Consider the following 14,682-nt stretch of genomic DNA (forward strand, 5'->3'; position numbering starts at 1 on the left):
GACCCGCGAAGTCATCCAACAACAGAATATGGGGAGAGAGACAATGATTTCGACCAAGGGTCGCTGGGCCCGCCACAGCAGCTATTCGGCGCTGATTCTTTGCGCCGCGTTCCAGCAGCCGCTCGCGGCCCAGGAAGCACCGGCGGACGCCCAGAGTGCGGATGCGATCGCTGATGCCGGCGAGATCATCGTCACCGGCAGCCGCATCGCGCGCGAGACATATGATACCGCCGCACCTACCGTCGCGGTGACGAGTGACGATCTGCTCGAATCAGGGGACAGCGAACTCAGCGAGACGCTGGCCGACCTGCCACAGCTTAGCTCGACCACCAATGATGCGACCGTCACCGGCAACACGCAGAATTCGGGACTTTCGTCGATACAGCTGCGCGGTCTGGGAGACAACCGGACGCTCGTGCTCGTCGACGGCCGGCGCACCGTGTCGAACTCGGGCATCACCAATCTGGTCAGCCTTTCGACGATCCCCAGCGATTTCATCGACCGGGTCGAGATCATCACTGGCGGCACCTCGTCCATCTACGGGTCGGACGCCGTCGCGGGCGTCGTCAATATTATCACCAAGAAGAACGAGCGGGGGCTGATGTTGCGCGCCCGTACAGGACTGACCAGCCGGGGCGACGGGCAGGAATTGACGCTGGGCGCGACCTGGGGCGCGCGCTTCGCCGACCGCCGGGGCTATTTCCTGATCAGCGGCACTTACGATCGTGACTGGGGCATTCGCGCGACTGACCGCGAATGGGCGGTGCGGCCGATCGGCTACAGCTATGATTTTGAAACCGGCCAGAACATGTTCGATACCTATTATGTGAACAATAGCGGCGGACTCACCAGCGGCCAGCAGCCCGCGTCGACCTTCCCCCCAAATATATACAGCGACCTCAGCAGCTTCATTCCGGGCGGCGTCTTTTCGGGCGCGAACTCGTCCCGCGATCGCTTCTACCGGAACGGCCAGATGGTACCCTTGGGGCCGGACGTGCAGACGGGTGAACCGATTGAAATCGGCACGACCGACAATGGCAATACCGGCTATTTCCTGCCCAACCGCGATGGCTACAACCAGCGCACGGGCCGGTCGCTGATCCTGGCGCGCAAGCGTTATCTTGCGGCGGCGAAGCTCGATTACGAGTTTTCCGACGCGCTCGAGGGCTTTGCGCAGGTGCAATATTCACGTATCGATTCGGGCGAGACGCGCGAGGCGGTGGGAATCGGCTGGGATTCGACCTTTCCGCTGACTGATCCCGTCACCGGGATCACCCAGGAATATGAATATGGGAAGATCCCGTGCCTTCGGAACGGGCCGTGTAATCCGTTTGTCCCGCCGGAACTGGGCGGGCGCGAGACACCGTCGACCGGCGTGGGCATCGCGTGGGACCGCCGGTTCGACGAAGTCGGGGGCCAGATCACCGAGAACAAGCGCCAGACGCTACGCAGCTGGATCGGATTGCGCGGCAAACTGTCTGAAAGCTGGCGGTGGGAGGCGAGTTTCGGCTACGGGCAGTACCAGCAGGACCAGTGGCGCCGAAACGAAATCAACGCCCGGCACCTGATCGAAGGTCTCAACGCCGAAGAGGGACCTGACGGCAATCCGCGCTGCGTCAACGCCGATGCGCGTGCCGAGGGCTGCGTTCCGATCAATCTCTTCGGCGAAGGCGCGATCACACCCGAAGCCGCGGCGTGGATCCGTGCCGACCTCCACCAGAATCTGACAATCCGCCAGTATACAGGACAGGCCTTTGTCACCGGCGACCTCTTCACCCTGCCGGCGGGGCCGGTCGGAGCCGCTTTCGGCATCGACTGGCGCCGGGACAGCCAATCGCTGCGCGGCGACGTCCTGTCGCAGGCGGGCGGGACAACGGGCAATGCTGTGCCCAATTTTGCAGGGTCGATCAGCGCGATCGAGGGCTATGGCGAGATCAGCGTTCCGCTCCTGAGAGAGGTGCCGGGCGCACATCTGCTGAGCCTCGATGCCTCCGCGCGCGTCGCACATTACGACATCGACCGCGTTGGAACGGTGTTCAGCTGGCGCGCCGGCGCGCAATATGCCCCGATCGAGGCCATCCGTTTCCGCGCCCAGTTCGCGCGGGCGCAGAGGGCGCCCGATATCGCCGAACTATTTTCCCCGCCGCGCGGCAATTTTGAAGCCGCCACCGACATCTGCGACGGTGTGCGACCGACGACCGCGGGCCGTATCGCAGCGAATTGCCGACTCGATCCGGGGATACAGGCACTCTACATGCAGCAGGCGCTCGAAGGCGTGACGCAGCGCTACGAGCAGGTCGGCGGCAATCTGTTCAGCCCCAATGCGGGCAACTCTGATCTCAAGGAGGAAACGGCCGACACGCTCACGCTCGGGGCCGTTTTCGCGCCGCGCTTCCTGCCCGGACTGAGCCTCGCCGTCGACTATTACAATATCAAGATACGCGATGCGATCGACGCCTATTCCAACCTCGACATCCAGCTCCAATGCTATGACACCGACGTTGCGCAGGCGGACAATCCCTTTTGCGCCGACATCACGCGTAACGCGAACAATGGCCAGATTGTCGAGCTGATTCAGCGGCAGGTCAATCTAGCGCGCTTCGATACCTCGGGAATCGATGTCGCGCTCAACTACCGATTCCGCCTCGATGACGCGCTCGGAATCCCGGGACGCTTCGACCTGCGCTACGACGGCACGCATATATTGAATCAAAAGGTGAGCTTCGCCGGGATCGACGGCACCGTCACCAACGACCTTGCGGGCGACCTTGCCAACGGGAGTTTCAAATATCGCGCACGAGGCTCGCTAAGCTGGAGGCTCGACAATTTCCGCATCCGCTGGACGACGACCTATTATGGCAAGATCAACGACAGCAATCAGTTGCTCGACCGCTATCGCGCTCTGCTTGAAGCCAACCCCGGCGCAGAGGTTCCGACCTATTTGTTCATCGGCGATGTTTGGGAGCATGACCTGTTCCTCTCGTTCGACGTAGACAGTGGCGGCCAGAAGTTCCGCCTTTATGGCGGGGTGAACAATCTTTTCGATTCGACCAGTCCTTTCCTTCCCACCGGTACCGAAAGCGGACGGTTGACCAACCAGAACGGCGTATATGATATCGCCGGTCGCCGCTTCTACGTCGGGGCAACGGTGAAATTCTGATGCAGGGCATCTTCGCTTTTCAGCTTCGCGGGCTGCATCCACTGGACCCGCGAAGGCCATCGCGGCGGCGGCGCTGCTGGCACTGGCAGGGTGCGCGCCCGGTCGGCGCCCGGCAGCGCCGCCCCGCATGGCGAGCATGGAATGGACGCGTTGTGGACGGCGTCTGCATCGCCAGGGGTGGGTGGGGGAGGAAGTTTCCACAAACCGCGCCCAACCATAGCGCGGTTCGGCCATGACGGAGCAGGGTATGAAGTATCGATGGAATATTGGCCTCCTGATCGTCTCGGCCATGCTCGCCATGACGCCGGCGGCGAGGGCCCAGCAGGCGACACCGGCCCCCGTTGCGCAAAAGGCCGTGGCTGCGCGCACGATCCTGTTTATCGGCAACAGCTTCACCCAGGGCGCGCACTCGGCGACTCGCAACTGGCGCGCCGGCACGGTCACCGACCTCAATGACGCCGGCTATGGCGGGGTGCCTGCGCTCTTCAAGCTGTTCTGCGACCAGGTGGGGCTCGACTATGCCGTCAGCCTCGAGACGCAGGGCGGCAAGACGCTGGGCTTTCATTATGACGAGCGGCGGGTCCTGTTCGACCGCTCCTGGGACGTGGTCGTCCTGCAGGAACTCAGCGTCCTCAACCGCGACAAGCCCGGCGACACCGCCCATTATCTGCGCGATGTGGCGCGGCTGACCTCGCTCTTCCGCGCGCGCAATCCGGCGGTCGATATCCGGCTGGTGGCGGCCTGGACGCGCGCCGACCAAATCTACCGTCCCCAAGGGCATTGGTATGGCCGGCCGGTCGCAGCGATGGCCGAAGACCTGCGCGCCGCTGCTGACGGCGCCCGCTCCGCGACGCCTGGCGTGAGGGGGGTGCTTCCCGTGGGACAGGCCTGGAACCGGGCGATGGCGCAAGGCGTCGCTGATCCCAACCCCTATGACGGCATCGCCTATGGCCAGCTCGATCTATGGGCCTATGACCATTATCACGCGAGCGTCGCGGGCTATTATCTCTCCGCCCTGGTGACCTTCGGCGCGGTGACGGGCATCGATCCGACGAGGCTCGGTGCGAAAGAAAAGGCCGCCGACGAGCTTGGCCTTTCCAAGGCGCAGGCCGCGGCCCTTCAACGCGTGGCGCGGGACACGCTGGCGGCCGAAGGGGCGCGGCTCACCGAGGAGTGATCGCACTTGGGCTTCGCGGCGCGCCGTGCTAGGCGGCGCGCCCATGCTGACGATCAATGGCCTGACCGTGCGCCTTGGTGGGCGCACCATCCTCGACCGCGCGAGCGCGAGCCTGCCGGCGAAGAGCCGGACGGGACTGATCGGCCGTAACGGCGCGGGCAAGTCGACGCTGATGAAGGCGATGATCGGCAGCCTCGAACCGGACGAGGGCGGCATCGAGATGCCGCGCAAGACGCGTATCGGCTATATTGCGCAGGAAGCGCCAAGCGGAACCGCGACGCCGTTCGAGACGGTCCTTGCAGCCGATACCGAACGCGCCGAGCTGCTTGCGCAGTCCGAAACGGTCAGAGATCCCGACCGGCTGGGCGACATTCACGAGCGGTTGATCGCGATCGATGCCTATGCCGCGCCGGCGCGGGCGGCGCGCATCCTGATCGGCCTTGGGTTCGACGAAGAGATGCAGAGCCGGCCGCTCGACAGCTTTTCCGGTGGGTGGAAGATGCGCGTTGCTCTCGCGGCTCTCCTCTTCTCGAGCCCCGATCTGCTCCTGCTCGACGAGCCATCGAACCATCTCGACCTTGAAGCCACGATGTGGCTCGAAAGCTTCCTGCGCAGTTATCCGGGGCAGCTCGTCGTGATCAGCCACGAGCGCGACCTGCTCAACAATGTCGTCGATCATATCCTGCATCTGGAGGGCGGCAAGGTGACGCTCTATCCGGGCGGATACGATGCGTTCGAGCGCCAGCGCGCCGAACGCGCGGCACAGCTCGCCGCTGCCAAGGCGGCGCAGGACGCGCAGCGCGCGAAGCTGCAGGACTATATCGCGCGCAACAGTGCTCGTGCCTCGACCGCGAAGCAGGCGCAATCGCGCGCCAAACAGCTCGCGCGCATGCAGCCGGTTGCCGCGATCGCCGAAGACCCCAGCCTGGTTTTCGATTTTCCAAGCCCCGCCGACGAGCTGAGGCCGCCTCTGATCACGCTCGATCTTGCCAGCGTCGGCTATAGGCCCGGGGAACCCGTGCTCAGCCGCCTCAACCTGCGCATCGACCCCGACGACCGCATCGCGCTCTTGGGACGCAACGGCAATGGCAAGACGACGCTCGCGCGGCTGCTCGCGGCGCAGCTGCAACCAGAGGACGGTGCCATGGCCGCGTCCGCCAAGATGCGCGTCGGCTATTTCACGCAGTATCAGGTCGAGGAGCTCGACGGCCGCGATACGCCGCTTGGTCACATGACCCGGGTGATGGCCGGGAAAACGCCGGGCGCCGTGCGCGCGCAGCTGGGACGCTTCGGATTTTCGGGGGCCAAGGCGACGACCGAGGTCGGCAAGCTCTCAGGCGGGGAGCGCGCGCGGCTTGCGCTCGCGCTGATCACGCGCGATGCACCGCACCTCCTCATCCTCGACGAGCCGACCAACCACCTCGATGTCGACGCGCGCGAGGCGCTGGTCCAGGCACTCAACGGCTTCGATGGCGCGGTTCTCATTGTCAGCCACGACCGTCACATGCTCGAACTCGCCGCCGACCGACTGGTGCTCGTCGACGGCGGGACCGCGCGCGACTTTGATGGCAACATGGACGATTATGTTGACTTCATCCTCGGCAGGACCGCGAACGAGGAGGCGAAGACCGCGCCCGCGAAGCCCAGGGACGCCAAGCTCGCGCGGCAGGAGGCGGCGAAGGCGCGCGAGGCCCAGGCGGCCCTGCGCAAGTCGGCGAAAGAACTTGAGGCGCAGGCTCAGAAACTTTCGGCGCGGATTTCGGCTATCGACCGCGCGATGTTCGATCCCGCGAGCGCTGAGCCTGCGCTCGCAAAGCTCACGATGGGCGACCTCGCGCAGCGGCGCGGCAAGCTCGCAGCGGAGCTGGAGAGCGTCGAGGCGGCATGGATGGATGCTTTGGAAGCGCTGGAAGCAGCCGCCTGACCCTGCTTTTCGACCCTTCCAGTCCCCCCAAGTGACGCAGGATGCAGTTATTCTAATCACGTCGCCCCGCCTGTCCCGGCATTGACTCGCTGGCCCTCAACCCTCATAATAGTTTCAATTGAAACCATATGAGGGATTGACCATGGCCGACCTGTTCGAAAATCCGTTGGGGCTCGACGGCTTCGAGTTCGTCGAATTCTCGGCGCCCGAAAAGGGGATTCTCGAGCCGGTATTCGAGCGCATGGGCTTCACCTGCATCGCGCGCCATCGCTCGAAGGATGTGCAGCTTTGGCGCCAGGGCGACATCAACCTGATCGCCAACTACGAGCCGAAGTCGCCCGCGGCCTATTTTGCAGCCGAGCATGGCCCGTCGGCATGCGGCATGGGCTGGCGCTGCCGCGACGCCGCAAAGGCCTATGCCGAGGCGATCGACCGCGGCGCTGAGCCGGTCGAGGTGCGCACCGGTCCGATGGAACTGCGTCTGCCCGCGATCCGTGGCATCGGCGGCTCGATCATCTATCTGATCGATCGCTATGGCGACGACCTTAGCATTTACGATATCGACTTCGTCTATGAAGACGGCGTCGATCGCCATCCCGTCGGCGCGGGGCTGAAGGTGATCGATCATCTGACGCATAATGTGTACGGCGGACGCATGGCGCATTGGGCCGCCTTTTACGAGCGCATCGCGGGTTTCCGTGAGATTCGCTATTTTGACATCAAGGGCGAATATACCGGCCTGACGTCGAAGGCGATGACGGCGCCCGACGGCAAGATTCGTATTCCATTGAACGAGGAAGGCGCGGGCGGAGGCGGCCAGATCGAAGAATATCTGCGCGCCTATAATGGCGAGGGTATCCAGCATATCGCCTTTGCGTGCGACGACCTCTACGCCTCGTGGGACAAGCTGAAGGTGCTCGGCAATCCCTTCGCGCCGTCACCGCCTGAAACCTATTACGAGATGCTCGACGAGCGGCTGCCGGGACATGGGGAGCCGGTCGAGGAGCTGAAGGCGCGCGGCATTCTGCTTGACGGCTCGACGACTGAAGGTGACCCCCGGCTGCTGCTCCAGATTTTCGGCCAGACGGTGATCGGTCCCGTTTTCTTCGAGTTTATCCAGCGCAAGAAGGATGAAGGCTTTGGCGAGGGTAATTTCACCGCGCTGTTCAAGTCGATGGAACTGGACCAGATCCGCCGCGGTGCGCTTGAGGTCAAAGAGGACGCCTGATCCATCTGCTTACCCTCAGCCAGTGGCGGGGGTGGGCGAATGGCGATGCTTCAACAAGCTTTTCATGAGCGGAAGGTGTAGAATGACGAGCCCCAAGAAAAGTCCCGTCAGACTGGGCGGCGTTCACCACGCCGCCTACCGCTGCAAGGACGCCAAGGAAACCGTGGAATGGTATGAGCGCATGCTCGGCATGACCTATACGACCGCCTTTGCGGAGGATCATGTGCCGTCGACCGGCGAATATGACCCCTATATGCATGTCTTTCTCGACGCGGGCGGCGGCAACATCCTGGCCTTTTTCGAACTGCCGAACCAGCCTGGCATGGGCCGCGACGAAAATACTCCAGCCTGGGTCCAGCACCTCGCCTTCAAGGTCCGCAGCTATGACGAGCTGGTCGCGGCAAAAGCGCATCTTGAGGCAAACGGGATCGAAGTACTCGGGCCTACGCATCACGGCATTTTCAAGTCGATCTATTTCTTCGACCCCAACGGGCACCGGATCGAGCTCGCGTGCGACATCGGCACCGAGGAACAATATGCCGAGCTGCGCCGCGTCGCGCCGCTGATGCTTGAGGAATGGAGCCGGACGAAGAAGGCGCCGCGGCACGCCGACTGGCTGCACCAAGAGGCGAACGAGTAGGTTCGACGGGTTTAGCTGCGATCGAGCCCAATGCTTTCGAGCGTTGCACCGCTGCACTTGTCGGCGGTCTTGTCTCCGCCGCCGGACAGCGCGCCGACTATCAGAAATCCGGCGACCACCGCGACCAGAAATCCGCCCGCGACCCAGGCGAGATATTTGTCGATGAACGCCTTGATCGGCGCCCCGAACAACCGGAACAAGATGCCCACGAGCATGAAAGAGAAGGCGCGGCTGGCGAGGCTTGCCCACAGAAAGGTCCAGAAATTCATGTGGATGAAGCCGGCGGTGATCGTCAGCAGTTTGAAGGGGATGGGCGTCGCGCCCTTCACAAGGATGATTTCGGCGCCATAGTCGCGAAGGTAGCAGGCCGCGGGAGGAAAGGCCTCGGTGAGGCCCAGCACACCGAGCAGCCAGAGCCCGACGCTCTCGTAGAGGAAGAAGCCAATTGCGTAACCAAGCACGCCGCCGGCGACCGAGGCGAGCGTGCAGATGAGCGCGTAGCGCACGGCCTTTTGCGGATTGGCGAGGCACATCAGCCCCAGCATCGGGTGCGGGGGGATGGGAAAGAAGCTCGCTTCGACGAAGGAGACAAGGGCAAGCCAGAACTCGGCGTGGGGGTGAGCCGACTTCTCCATGGTCCAGTTGTAGAGGTTCTGGATCATGGACTTGTTGCGCGGGGTGGCGGTCATGCTGCTCCTTGTCGCCGGGTCAGGATGACCCCCGTCCCCTATGCCGCTCGCGTCTGGCGAAATAAAGCCCCGGCATGTCCCCCCGCGATGGGGCGAGGCAGCGCGCGCTTTGCGCATCGCGCTTGGAGAGCCTGCACGTTGCCCCGCTCCCCGTGGCAAGGATCATTTAGCAGGATCAATGGCGAAAATGCCGCATCCCGGTGAACACCATCGCCAATCCCGCCTCGTTCGCTGCTGCGATCACTTCGTCGTCGCGGATCGAGCCCCCCGGCTGGATGACGCAGGTCGCGCCCGCCTCGACGGCTGCGAGCAGGCCGTCGGCGAAGGGAAAGAAGGCATCGCTCGCCACCGCGCTGCCGACGGTCCGCGGCCGTGCCCAGCCGTGACTTTCAGCAGCTTCGCGAGCCTTTGCCGCCGCGATCCGCGCGCTGTCCCGGCGGTTCATCTGCCCCGCGCCGATGCCCGCGGTCGAACCGCCCTTTGCATAGACGATCGCGTTCGATTTAACATGCTTGGCGACGGTCCATGCGAACAGCGCATCCCTCAGTTCCTCGTCGGACGGGGCGCGGTCGGTAACGACCTTCAGAGCGTCGGGATCGATGCGGCCATTGTCGCGGCTCTGTACCAGCCAGCCGCCAGTGATTCCCTTGAGGACCAGCCCGTCGCGCGCGGGATCGGGCAGTTCGCCGGTTAGCAGAAGGCGAAGATTCTTCTTCTTGGCGAACACCGCGCGCGCGTCGGCGTCGGCGTCGGGGGCGCACACGACTTCGGTGAAAATCCCGCTGATCAGTTCCGCGGTCTCTCCGTCGAGCGGGCGGTTCACGGCAATGATCCCGCCGAAAGCCGACACATCATCGCACTTCAGTGCCGCGTCATAGGCCTCGGCGATCGTCGCTGCACTCGCGACGCCGCAGGGGTTGGCGTGCTTGACGATGACGCAGGTGGGATCGGCGTCGCGGAATTCGGAAACAAGCTCGAGTGCGGCATCGGCATCGTTGATATTGTTATAGCTCAGCTCCTTGCCTTGCACCTGTTCGGCGCCGGCAATGCCGCGCGGCCCGGGAACGGAGGGAATATAGAGCGCCGCCTTCTGATGCGGATTCTCGCCGTAGCGCAACGCGTTGGCGAGCTTTGCGGTGAGCGGAAGCGTGTCGGGGAAGGTCTTCTCCTGATCGGCGATCGCGAACCAGCGGGCAATCGTGCCGTCATAATTTGCCGTGTGGGCGAAGGCCGTCGCCGCGAGCCGCCTGCGCAGCGCAAGACTGGTCGCGCCTCCGTTGGCATCCATTTCCGCAATAACCGCTGCATAATCCTCAGGCTCGGTCACAATGCCGACGAAAGCGTGATTTTTCGCCGCCGAACGGACCATCGCCGGACCTCCGATATCGATATTCTCGATAATCATATCCCGGTCAGCACCGCTCAGCATTGTTTTCAGGAAGGGGTAGAGGTTGACCACGACAAGGTCGATCGCGCCGATACCGTGCTGCTCCATCGCCGCGACATGCGCCGCGTCGTCTCGCACGGCAAGGATGCCGCCGTGGACCGTCGGGTGCAGCGTCTTGACGCGGCCGTCCATCATCTCGGGAAAACCAGTAAGGTCAGCGACGTCGAGCACGCTGTGCCCCGCTTCGCGCAAGGCCTTCGCAGTCCCGCCGGTGGACACAAGTTCGACCCCATGGCGAACAAGCGCGGCGGCAAGCTCGGCGAGCCCGGCTTTGTCGCTGACGGAGAGGAGCGCACGGCGGACGGGAACGAGATCGGTCATGGGAGAAGGCCTCGGTTGGCGGTGGAAGGGGTCGCCGCCGCCCTAGGCTGCCGATCGCCCTTCGGCAAGGTTTTGGAGCGGTCCGGGCAGCGGTTCGCGCGGAACCGTCAGCCAATATGCTTGAAGATCCAGCCGATGCTCGCGCCGCCCGCCGGGGCAATACTGGTGACGACAAGCTGCTCGGTCGGGTGTGGGCGGCCTTCGCCGTCCACCCACAGACTCTCTTCGACTGCGAGGCTGCCCTCAGAGGTGCGAAACTGCCACAGCGGTCCCGCGGCAATGCGCAGCAGCGCCCCCAAGCCGTCGGCCGTCAGGCTTGCGGAGATATTGGGGCCGAGGTGGAAGCGCAGCGCAAAACTCTTCTCGCCCTTGCGCCGCGTGCGCGGGGCGGGAAGCAGCATGTCCTCGCCTCGCAGTTCGCGGCCGTTCGGCGAAAGGATGAGGAGGCGCCGGTGGATCAGCCCGTGGCGGCGCGCATAGCCGTCGTGGCTCATCTCGAGCCGGCTCCCCTGCGTGGTCTCGCGCCGGTCGAGCTCGACCTCGGTCACGCCCTTGCCGAGCGACCCGTTGGCGAGGATTGCAGTCGAATTGCTGTCGGCGACGACCAGTGTCGAATGCGCAGCGGTGGTGCGCAGTCCGCGCGCGAGGTCGGCGGGGATCGTCGCGCCGGTCAGCGCGGCGCCGCCGCAATTGACGACGATGCGTTCATCGCCGTCGGACATCTCGAAGGCGAGGGTGGAGGCGCAGCCTGCTTCGGTCACGCGGGCGATGGGCGGTGGGGCGGCGTCGGCGAGGACAACGACCTTGTTTCCGACGAGTCGCTGATAGCCCCAGTCGCGCGCCTGTTTGAGGGGGCGTGTGCGTACCCCGCTTGCGGCGACGATCGCCTGGATACGCTCGGGCGGCGTCGCGCCGCTGCCCTGCCAGCTTCCCATGCTGCCATCGCTGTGGGTGAGGCCGAGCAGCGCCGGAACCGCGCGCGCGAGGACCTCCTGCACAAAGGGTGGTACCTCCATCCGGCGCATCTCGTAGGTTCGCGCGAGCATCGACAGCACCATGATCGCGTCCTGCTGCGCCTGCGGCGAACGCGAGATGGTGCCTCCATCGGCGTAGAAGCTGGTTTCAAGCACCTTGCGCAGACCTGCCTCGCCGAACACCTGCCGCGGCTCGCCGCCAGGCATGAGAAGCGAGGCGGCGACGATGCCGACCCAGGCTACGAGCTGGCCAACCCCGGGGCGCGTCTTGTCTGCGATCCGGTCGAGGTGACGCGCGGAGCGTGCGAGATGGTTGAGCACGGCGGAACGGTAGATGAGGTCGCTCGAGGAGAGGATCAGCGGCGCGTGGCTCGCCCAGAAGAGGATGCGCCAGCCGCTGTTCTCAGCGCTCCACGCGGGCTCGCTGACCGTCTCGCCGTGCGCTGCGAGCCACTGACGAACGAGCTGCTCGGCGATCGGCGCGGTTTCGGCGCGGGTGCCCGCGGCAGCGAGGTCGCGCAGCCACGCAAAGCTGTGCAGATAATCGGCAAAGGCCGGCGCGACCGTGAGTGCTGTGAAGTCGAGTTCTCCGATCGGCTGCTTGAGGCCGCGGTGAAGGAAATGGCCGGCACGGATCGCGGTCCCGGCGCGTGCGTCGCCTGGAACGGGGTCCTCAGGCACGCCGAGCAGCTTCAGCGGAAAGCGGCCCTTGAGGCGGAGGGCGTGGAGCGGCGTGCGCCAGGTCAGCCGGGTGATGTGGTTGGCGATCCGGTCCCCCAAGGACAGACCCTTATCCGCCGGCAGGCGGATGAGGCGCTTGCCCGGCTCGATCGTGTCGTCGAGCGTCTCGGGGCTGTCGTCGGGTGCGTCGGTCGCGCCGTTCACCGCTGTCCTCTCCCGTCAGGCACCACGCAGCCGCCGGATATTGTCGGCATAGACAGCGGGACCGCCCTTGAAGGTCGCCGTGCCCGCGACGAGGACGTCAGCGCCGGCCGCGATGGCCTGCGGCGCGGTGGCGGCGTCAATGCCGCCGTCGACTTCGAGCCTTATGTCGCGCCCGGACTTGTCGATCATCTTGCGAACGGCCTCGATCTTGCGCAGCTGGCTTGCGATGAAGCTCTGGCCTCCGAAGCCGGGGTTGACGCTCATCACCAGGACGAGGTCGATATCGTCGATCAGATAATCGAGCATCTTCGCGGGCGTCCCGGGGTTGAGCGACACGCCAGCCTGCTTGCCGAGCGACTTGATGTGCTGGACAGTGCGATGGATATGCGGCCCGGCTTCGGGGTGGACGGTGATGATATCGGCACCCGCGGCGGCAAAGGCGTCGAGGAAATGATCGACCGGCGAGATCATCAGATGGACGTCGAATGGCAAGGCAGAGTGGGGGCGCAGTGCCTTTACGACCATCGGGCCGATCGTCAGATTGGGGACGTAATGGCCGTCCATGACGTCGATATGGACCCAGTCGGCGCCGGCTTCCTCGATCGCGCGTACCTCATCGCCAAGCCGCGCAAAATCAGCGCTGAGGATCGAGGGGGCGATGCGGATGGGGGCGGGATCGGGGGCGGTCATGGAGACCGGCCTTAACCATCAAGCGAAGGGTGGGCAAGGTGTCGTCCGCGAGGGTGCGCCGGCTATCCCGAATATTCGGTCGGCTGACGGCGCGCGGCTATTTGCCGCGACCCTTTCGCGGCCGCTTGTCCGCCGCACGATCGCCCCAGCGCCACCGCCAACCGCCCTTGGTCCGGGCATGGTAGAGCGGCAACGGCGCGAACGCCGCGATGAAGAGAAGGATCGTCATTATGACGGTTTCCTTCTTGAGCAGCATCGCAAGGCATGCGATCAGCGCGACATGCATGGCAAGCATCACCCAGCCCTGCCACGCGATCGGCAGGCCGGCGCCATAGCCGTGGGTCTTGGGGCGGAACCAGGGGCGATCGTCGAGGAAGAGGTGGAGCATCAGTCAATCTCCTTGGGTGGGCGTCCGCGTCTGGGTGGCTGGGGTGGCTTCACCGTGACACCGCGCCGTGCCAGTGCCTCGCGCAGCAGCACTTCGATCTCGGCGTTGGCGCTGCGCAGATCGGCGGCCGCCGTGCGCTCGATCGCCGCGTAGAGCGCGGGATCGAGGCGGAGGGCAAAAGCTTTCTTGGACGCGGGCATGATTCAGCCTTGCGGGCGCTCAATAGAGCGAGCCTGTGTTGACCACCGGCTGGGTGTCGCGCTCGCCGCACAGCACGACCATCAGGTTCGACACCATCGCCGCCTTGCGCTCGTCGTCGAGATGCACGACATCCTTTTCGGAGAGGTGCTGAAGGGCCATTTCGACCATCGTCACCGCGCCCTCGACAAGCTTCTTGCGCGCCGCGATCACGGCTTCGGCCTGCTGGCGGCGGAGCATCGCGCCGGCAATCTCCTGGGCGTAGGCGAGGTGGGTGAGGCCGCATTCGTCGACCGTAATCCCTGCGACCGCGAGCCGCTCGATCAGCGCCTTGCGCAGTTCCTCGCCGACCTCGTCATGGTTGCCGCGCAGCGTGATTTCCTGATGCTCGATATCGTCATAGGGATAGCGTGAGCCGATCGACCGCACCGCCGCCTCGATCTGCGCGAGCACGAACTCCTTGTAATCGTCGACGTCGAACAGCGCCTGGGCAGTGTCGGTGACGCGCCACACGACCTGTGCAGCCATCTCGATGGGGTTGCCGCGCAGATCATTGACCTTGATCTTGTCCGAGATGATGTTGTTCGCGCGCACGGCGATCTTCTTGCGGCTGAGCCAAGGCAGCACCCAGCGCAGCCCGGTTTCCCGGTCGGTACCCTTGTAGCTCCCGAAAAGCTGGATCGCTGCTGCCTCATTCGGGTTGATAAGGTAGAAGCCGCAAAGGATGAGCGAGCCAATGACGGCGGAGAGAACGACAACCGCCCATTTCCACCCGACCTGAACTTCGGCCGTCCCGTTGCTGATCCCGGCCCACAGCGCGAGCGCCAGCAGCAGGAGCCAGATGAAGAGCATGAGATAGCCGCTCGCGGTTGCCGCGCGCACTTCGCGCGTCGGGTTCAGCGCGGCTGTTGCAATCGAATCATTCATGACGCCCTCCGATATAAATATGATATCATCTTTA

At 64.5% G+C, this 14,682-nt stretch carries 12 protein-coding genes; 5 read left to right on the forward strand and 7 right to left on the reverse strand.

Going from position 1 to position 14,682, the window contains the following annotated elements; translation table 11 throughout:
* Window positions 1-43 precede the first annotated feature (43 nt).
* The 5 genes from LH20_RS01010 (at window position 44) to LH20_RS01030 (ending at window position 8,129) form a co-directional block, all read left to right on the forward strand.
* Entirely contained in the window at window positions 44-3,160 is a 3,117-nt protein-coding gene (locus LH20_RS01010) for a TonB-dependent receptor plug domain-containing protein (protein WP_053552615.1), read from the forward strand.
* Window positions 3,161-3,392: 232 nt separating this feature from the next.
* Window positions 3,393-4,337 (forward strand): DUF4886 domain-containing protein, encoded by a 945-nt coding sequence (locus tag LH20_RS01015; RefSeq protein WP_235527070.1) that lies wholly within the window; start codon window positions 3,393-3,395, stop codon window positions 4,335-4,337.
* A gap of 43 nt (window positions 4,338-4,380) precedes the next feature.
* A complete protein-coding gene (locus LH20_RS01020; protein ID WP_053552616.1) occupies window positions 4,381-6,261 on the forward strand; it encodes an ABC-F family ATP-binding cassette domain-containing protein in 1,881 nt (626 codons plus the stop codon).
* Window positions 6,262-6,403: 142 nt separating this feature from the next.
* Complete coding sequence (gene hppD, locus LH20_RS01025) at window positions 6,404-7,489, forward strand: 4-hydroxyphenylpyruvate dioxygenase (protein WP_053552617.1); 1,086 nt, start codon at window positions 6,404-6,406, stop codon at window positions 7,487-7,489.
* An 82-nt stretch (window positions 7,490-7,571) separates the two neighbouring features.
* On the forward strand, window positions 7,572-8,129 hold the full coding sequence (locus tag LH20_RS01030) for a VOC family protein (protein WP_053552618.1): 558 nt from the start codon (window positions 7,572-7,574) through the stop codon (window positions 8,127-8,129).
* Between the two features lie 11 nt (window positions 8,130-8,140).
* Here the strand turns inward: LH20_RS01030 and LH20_RS01035 are convergent, their stop codons facing one another.
* The 7 genes from LH20_RS01035 to LH20_RS01065 all read right to left on the reverse strand — a co-directional run bounded on the left by LH20_RS01035 (window position 8,141) and on the right by LH20_RS01065 (window position 14,648).
* Window positions 8,141-8,791, reverse strand: a complete 651-nt coding sequence (locus tag LH20_RS01035; protein ID WP_053555999.1) for a YqaA family protein — start codon at window positions 8,789-8,791, stop codon at window positions 8,141-8,143.
* 202 nt (window positions 8,792-8,993) lie between these two features.
* Window positions 8,994-10,586 (reverse strand): bifunctional phosphoribosylaminoimidazolecarboxamide formyltransferase/IMP cyclohydrolase, encoded by a 1,593-nt coding sequence (purH, locus tag LH20_RS01040; protein WP_053552619.1) that lies wholly within the window; start codon window positions 10,584-10,586, stop codon window positions 8,994-8,996.
* A 107-nt stretch (window positions 10,587-10,693) separates the two neighbouring features.
* Entirely contained in the window at window positions 10,694-12,445 is a 1,752-nt protein-coding gene (locus LH20_RS01045; protein ID WP_053552620.1) for a heparinase II/III family protein, read from the reverse strand.
* Window positions 12,446-12,460: 15 nt separating this feature from the next.
* Window positions 12,461-13,135, reverse strand: coding sequence for a ribulose-phosphate 3-epimerase (gene rpe, locus LH20_RS01050; protein WP_053552621.1), 675 nt, complete (start codon window positions 13,133-13,135; stop codon window positions 12,461-12,463).
* A 97-nt stretch (window positions 13,136-13,232) separates the two neighbouring features.
* The gene (locus LH20_RS01055) at window positions 13,233-13,523 is read right to left on the reverse strand and encodes a hypothetical protein (RefSeq protein ID WP_053552622.1); all 291 of its coding nucleotides are present in this window, start codon (window positions 13,521-13,523) and stop codon (window positions 13,233-13,235) included.
* On the reverse strand, window positions 13,523-13,723 hold the full coding sequence (locus LH20_RS01060) for a toxin-antitoxin system HicB family antitoxin (RefSeq protein ID WP_235527071.1): 201 nt from the start codon (window positions 13,721-13,723) through the stop codon (window positions 13,523-13,525). Before LH20_RS01060 ends, LH20_RS01055 begins: the two co-directional genes overlap by 1 nt.
* A gap of 19 nt (window positions 13,724-13,742) precedes the next feature.
* Window positions 13,743-14,648 carry an SPFH domain-containing protein gene (locus LH20_RS01065; RefSeq protein ID WP_053552624.1) on the reverse strand — a complete coding sequence of 302 codons (906 nt, stop codon included), beginning with the start codon at window positions 14,646-14,648 and terminating at the stop codon, window positions 13,743-13,745.
* Window positions 14,649-14,682 lie beyond the last annotated feature (34 nt).

Source organism: Sphingopyxis sp. 113P3 (assembly GCF_001278035.1).
Lineage (GTDB): Bacteria > Pseudomonadota > Alphaproteobacteria > Sphingomonadales > Sphingomonadaceae > Sphingopyxis.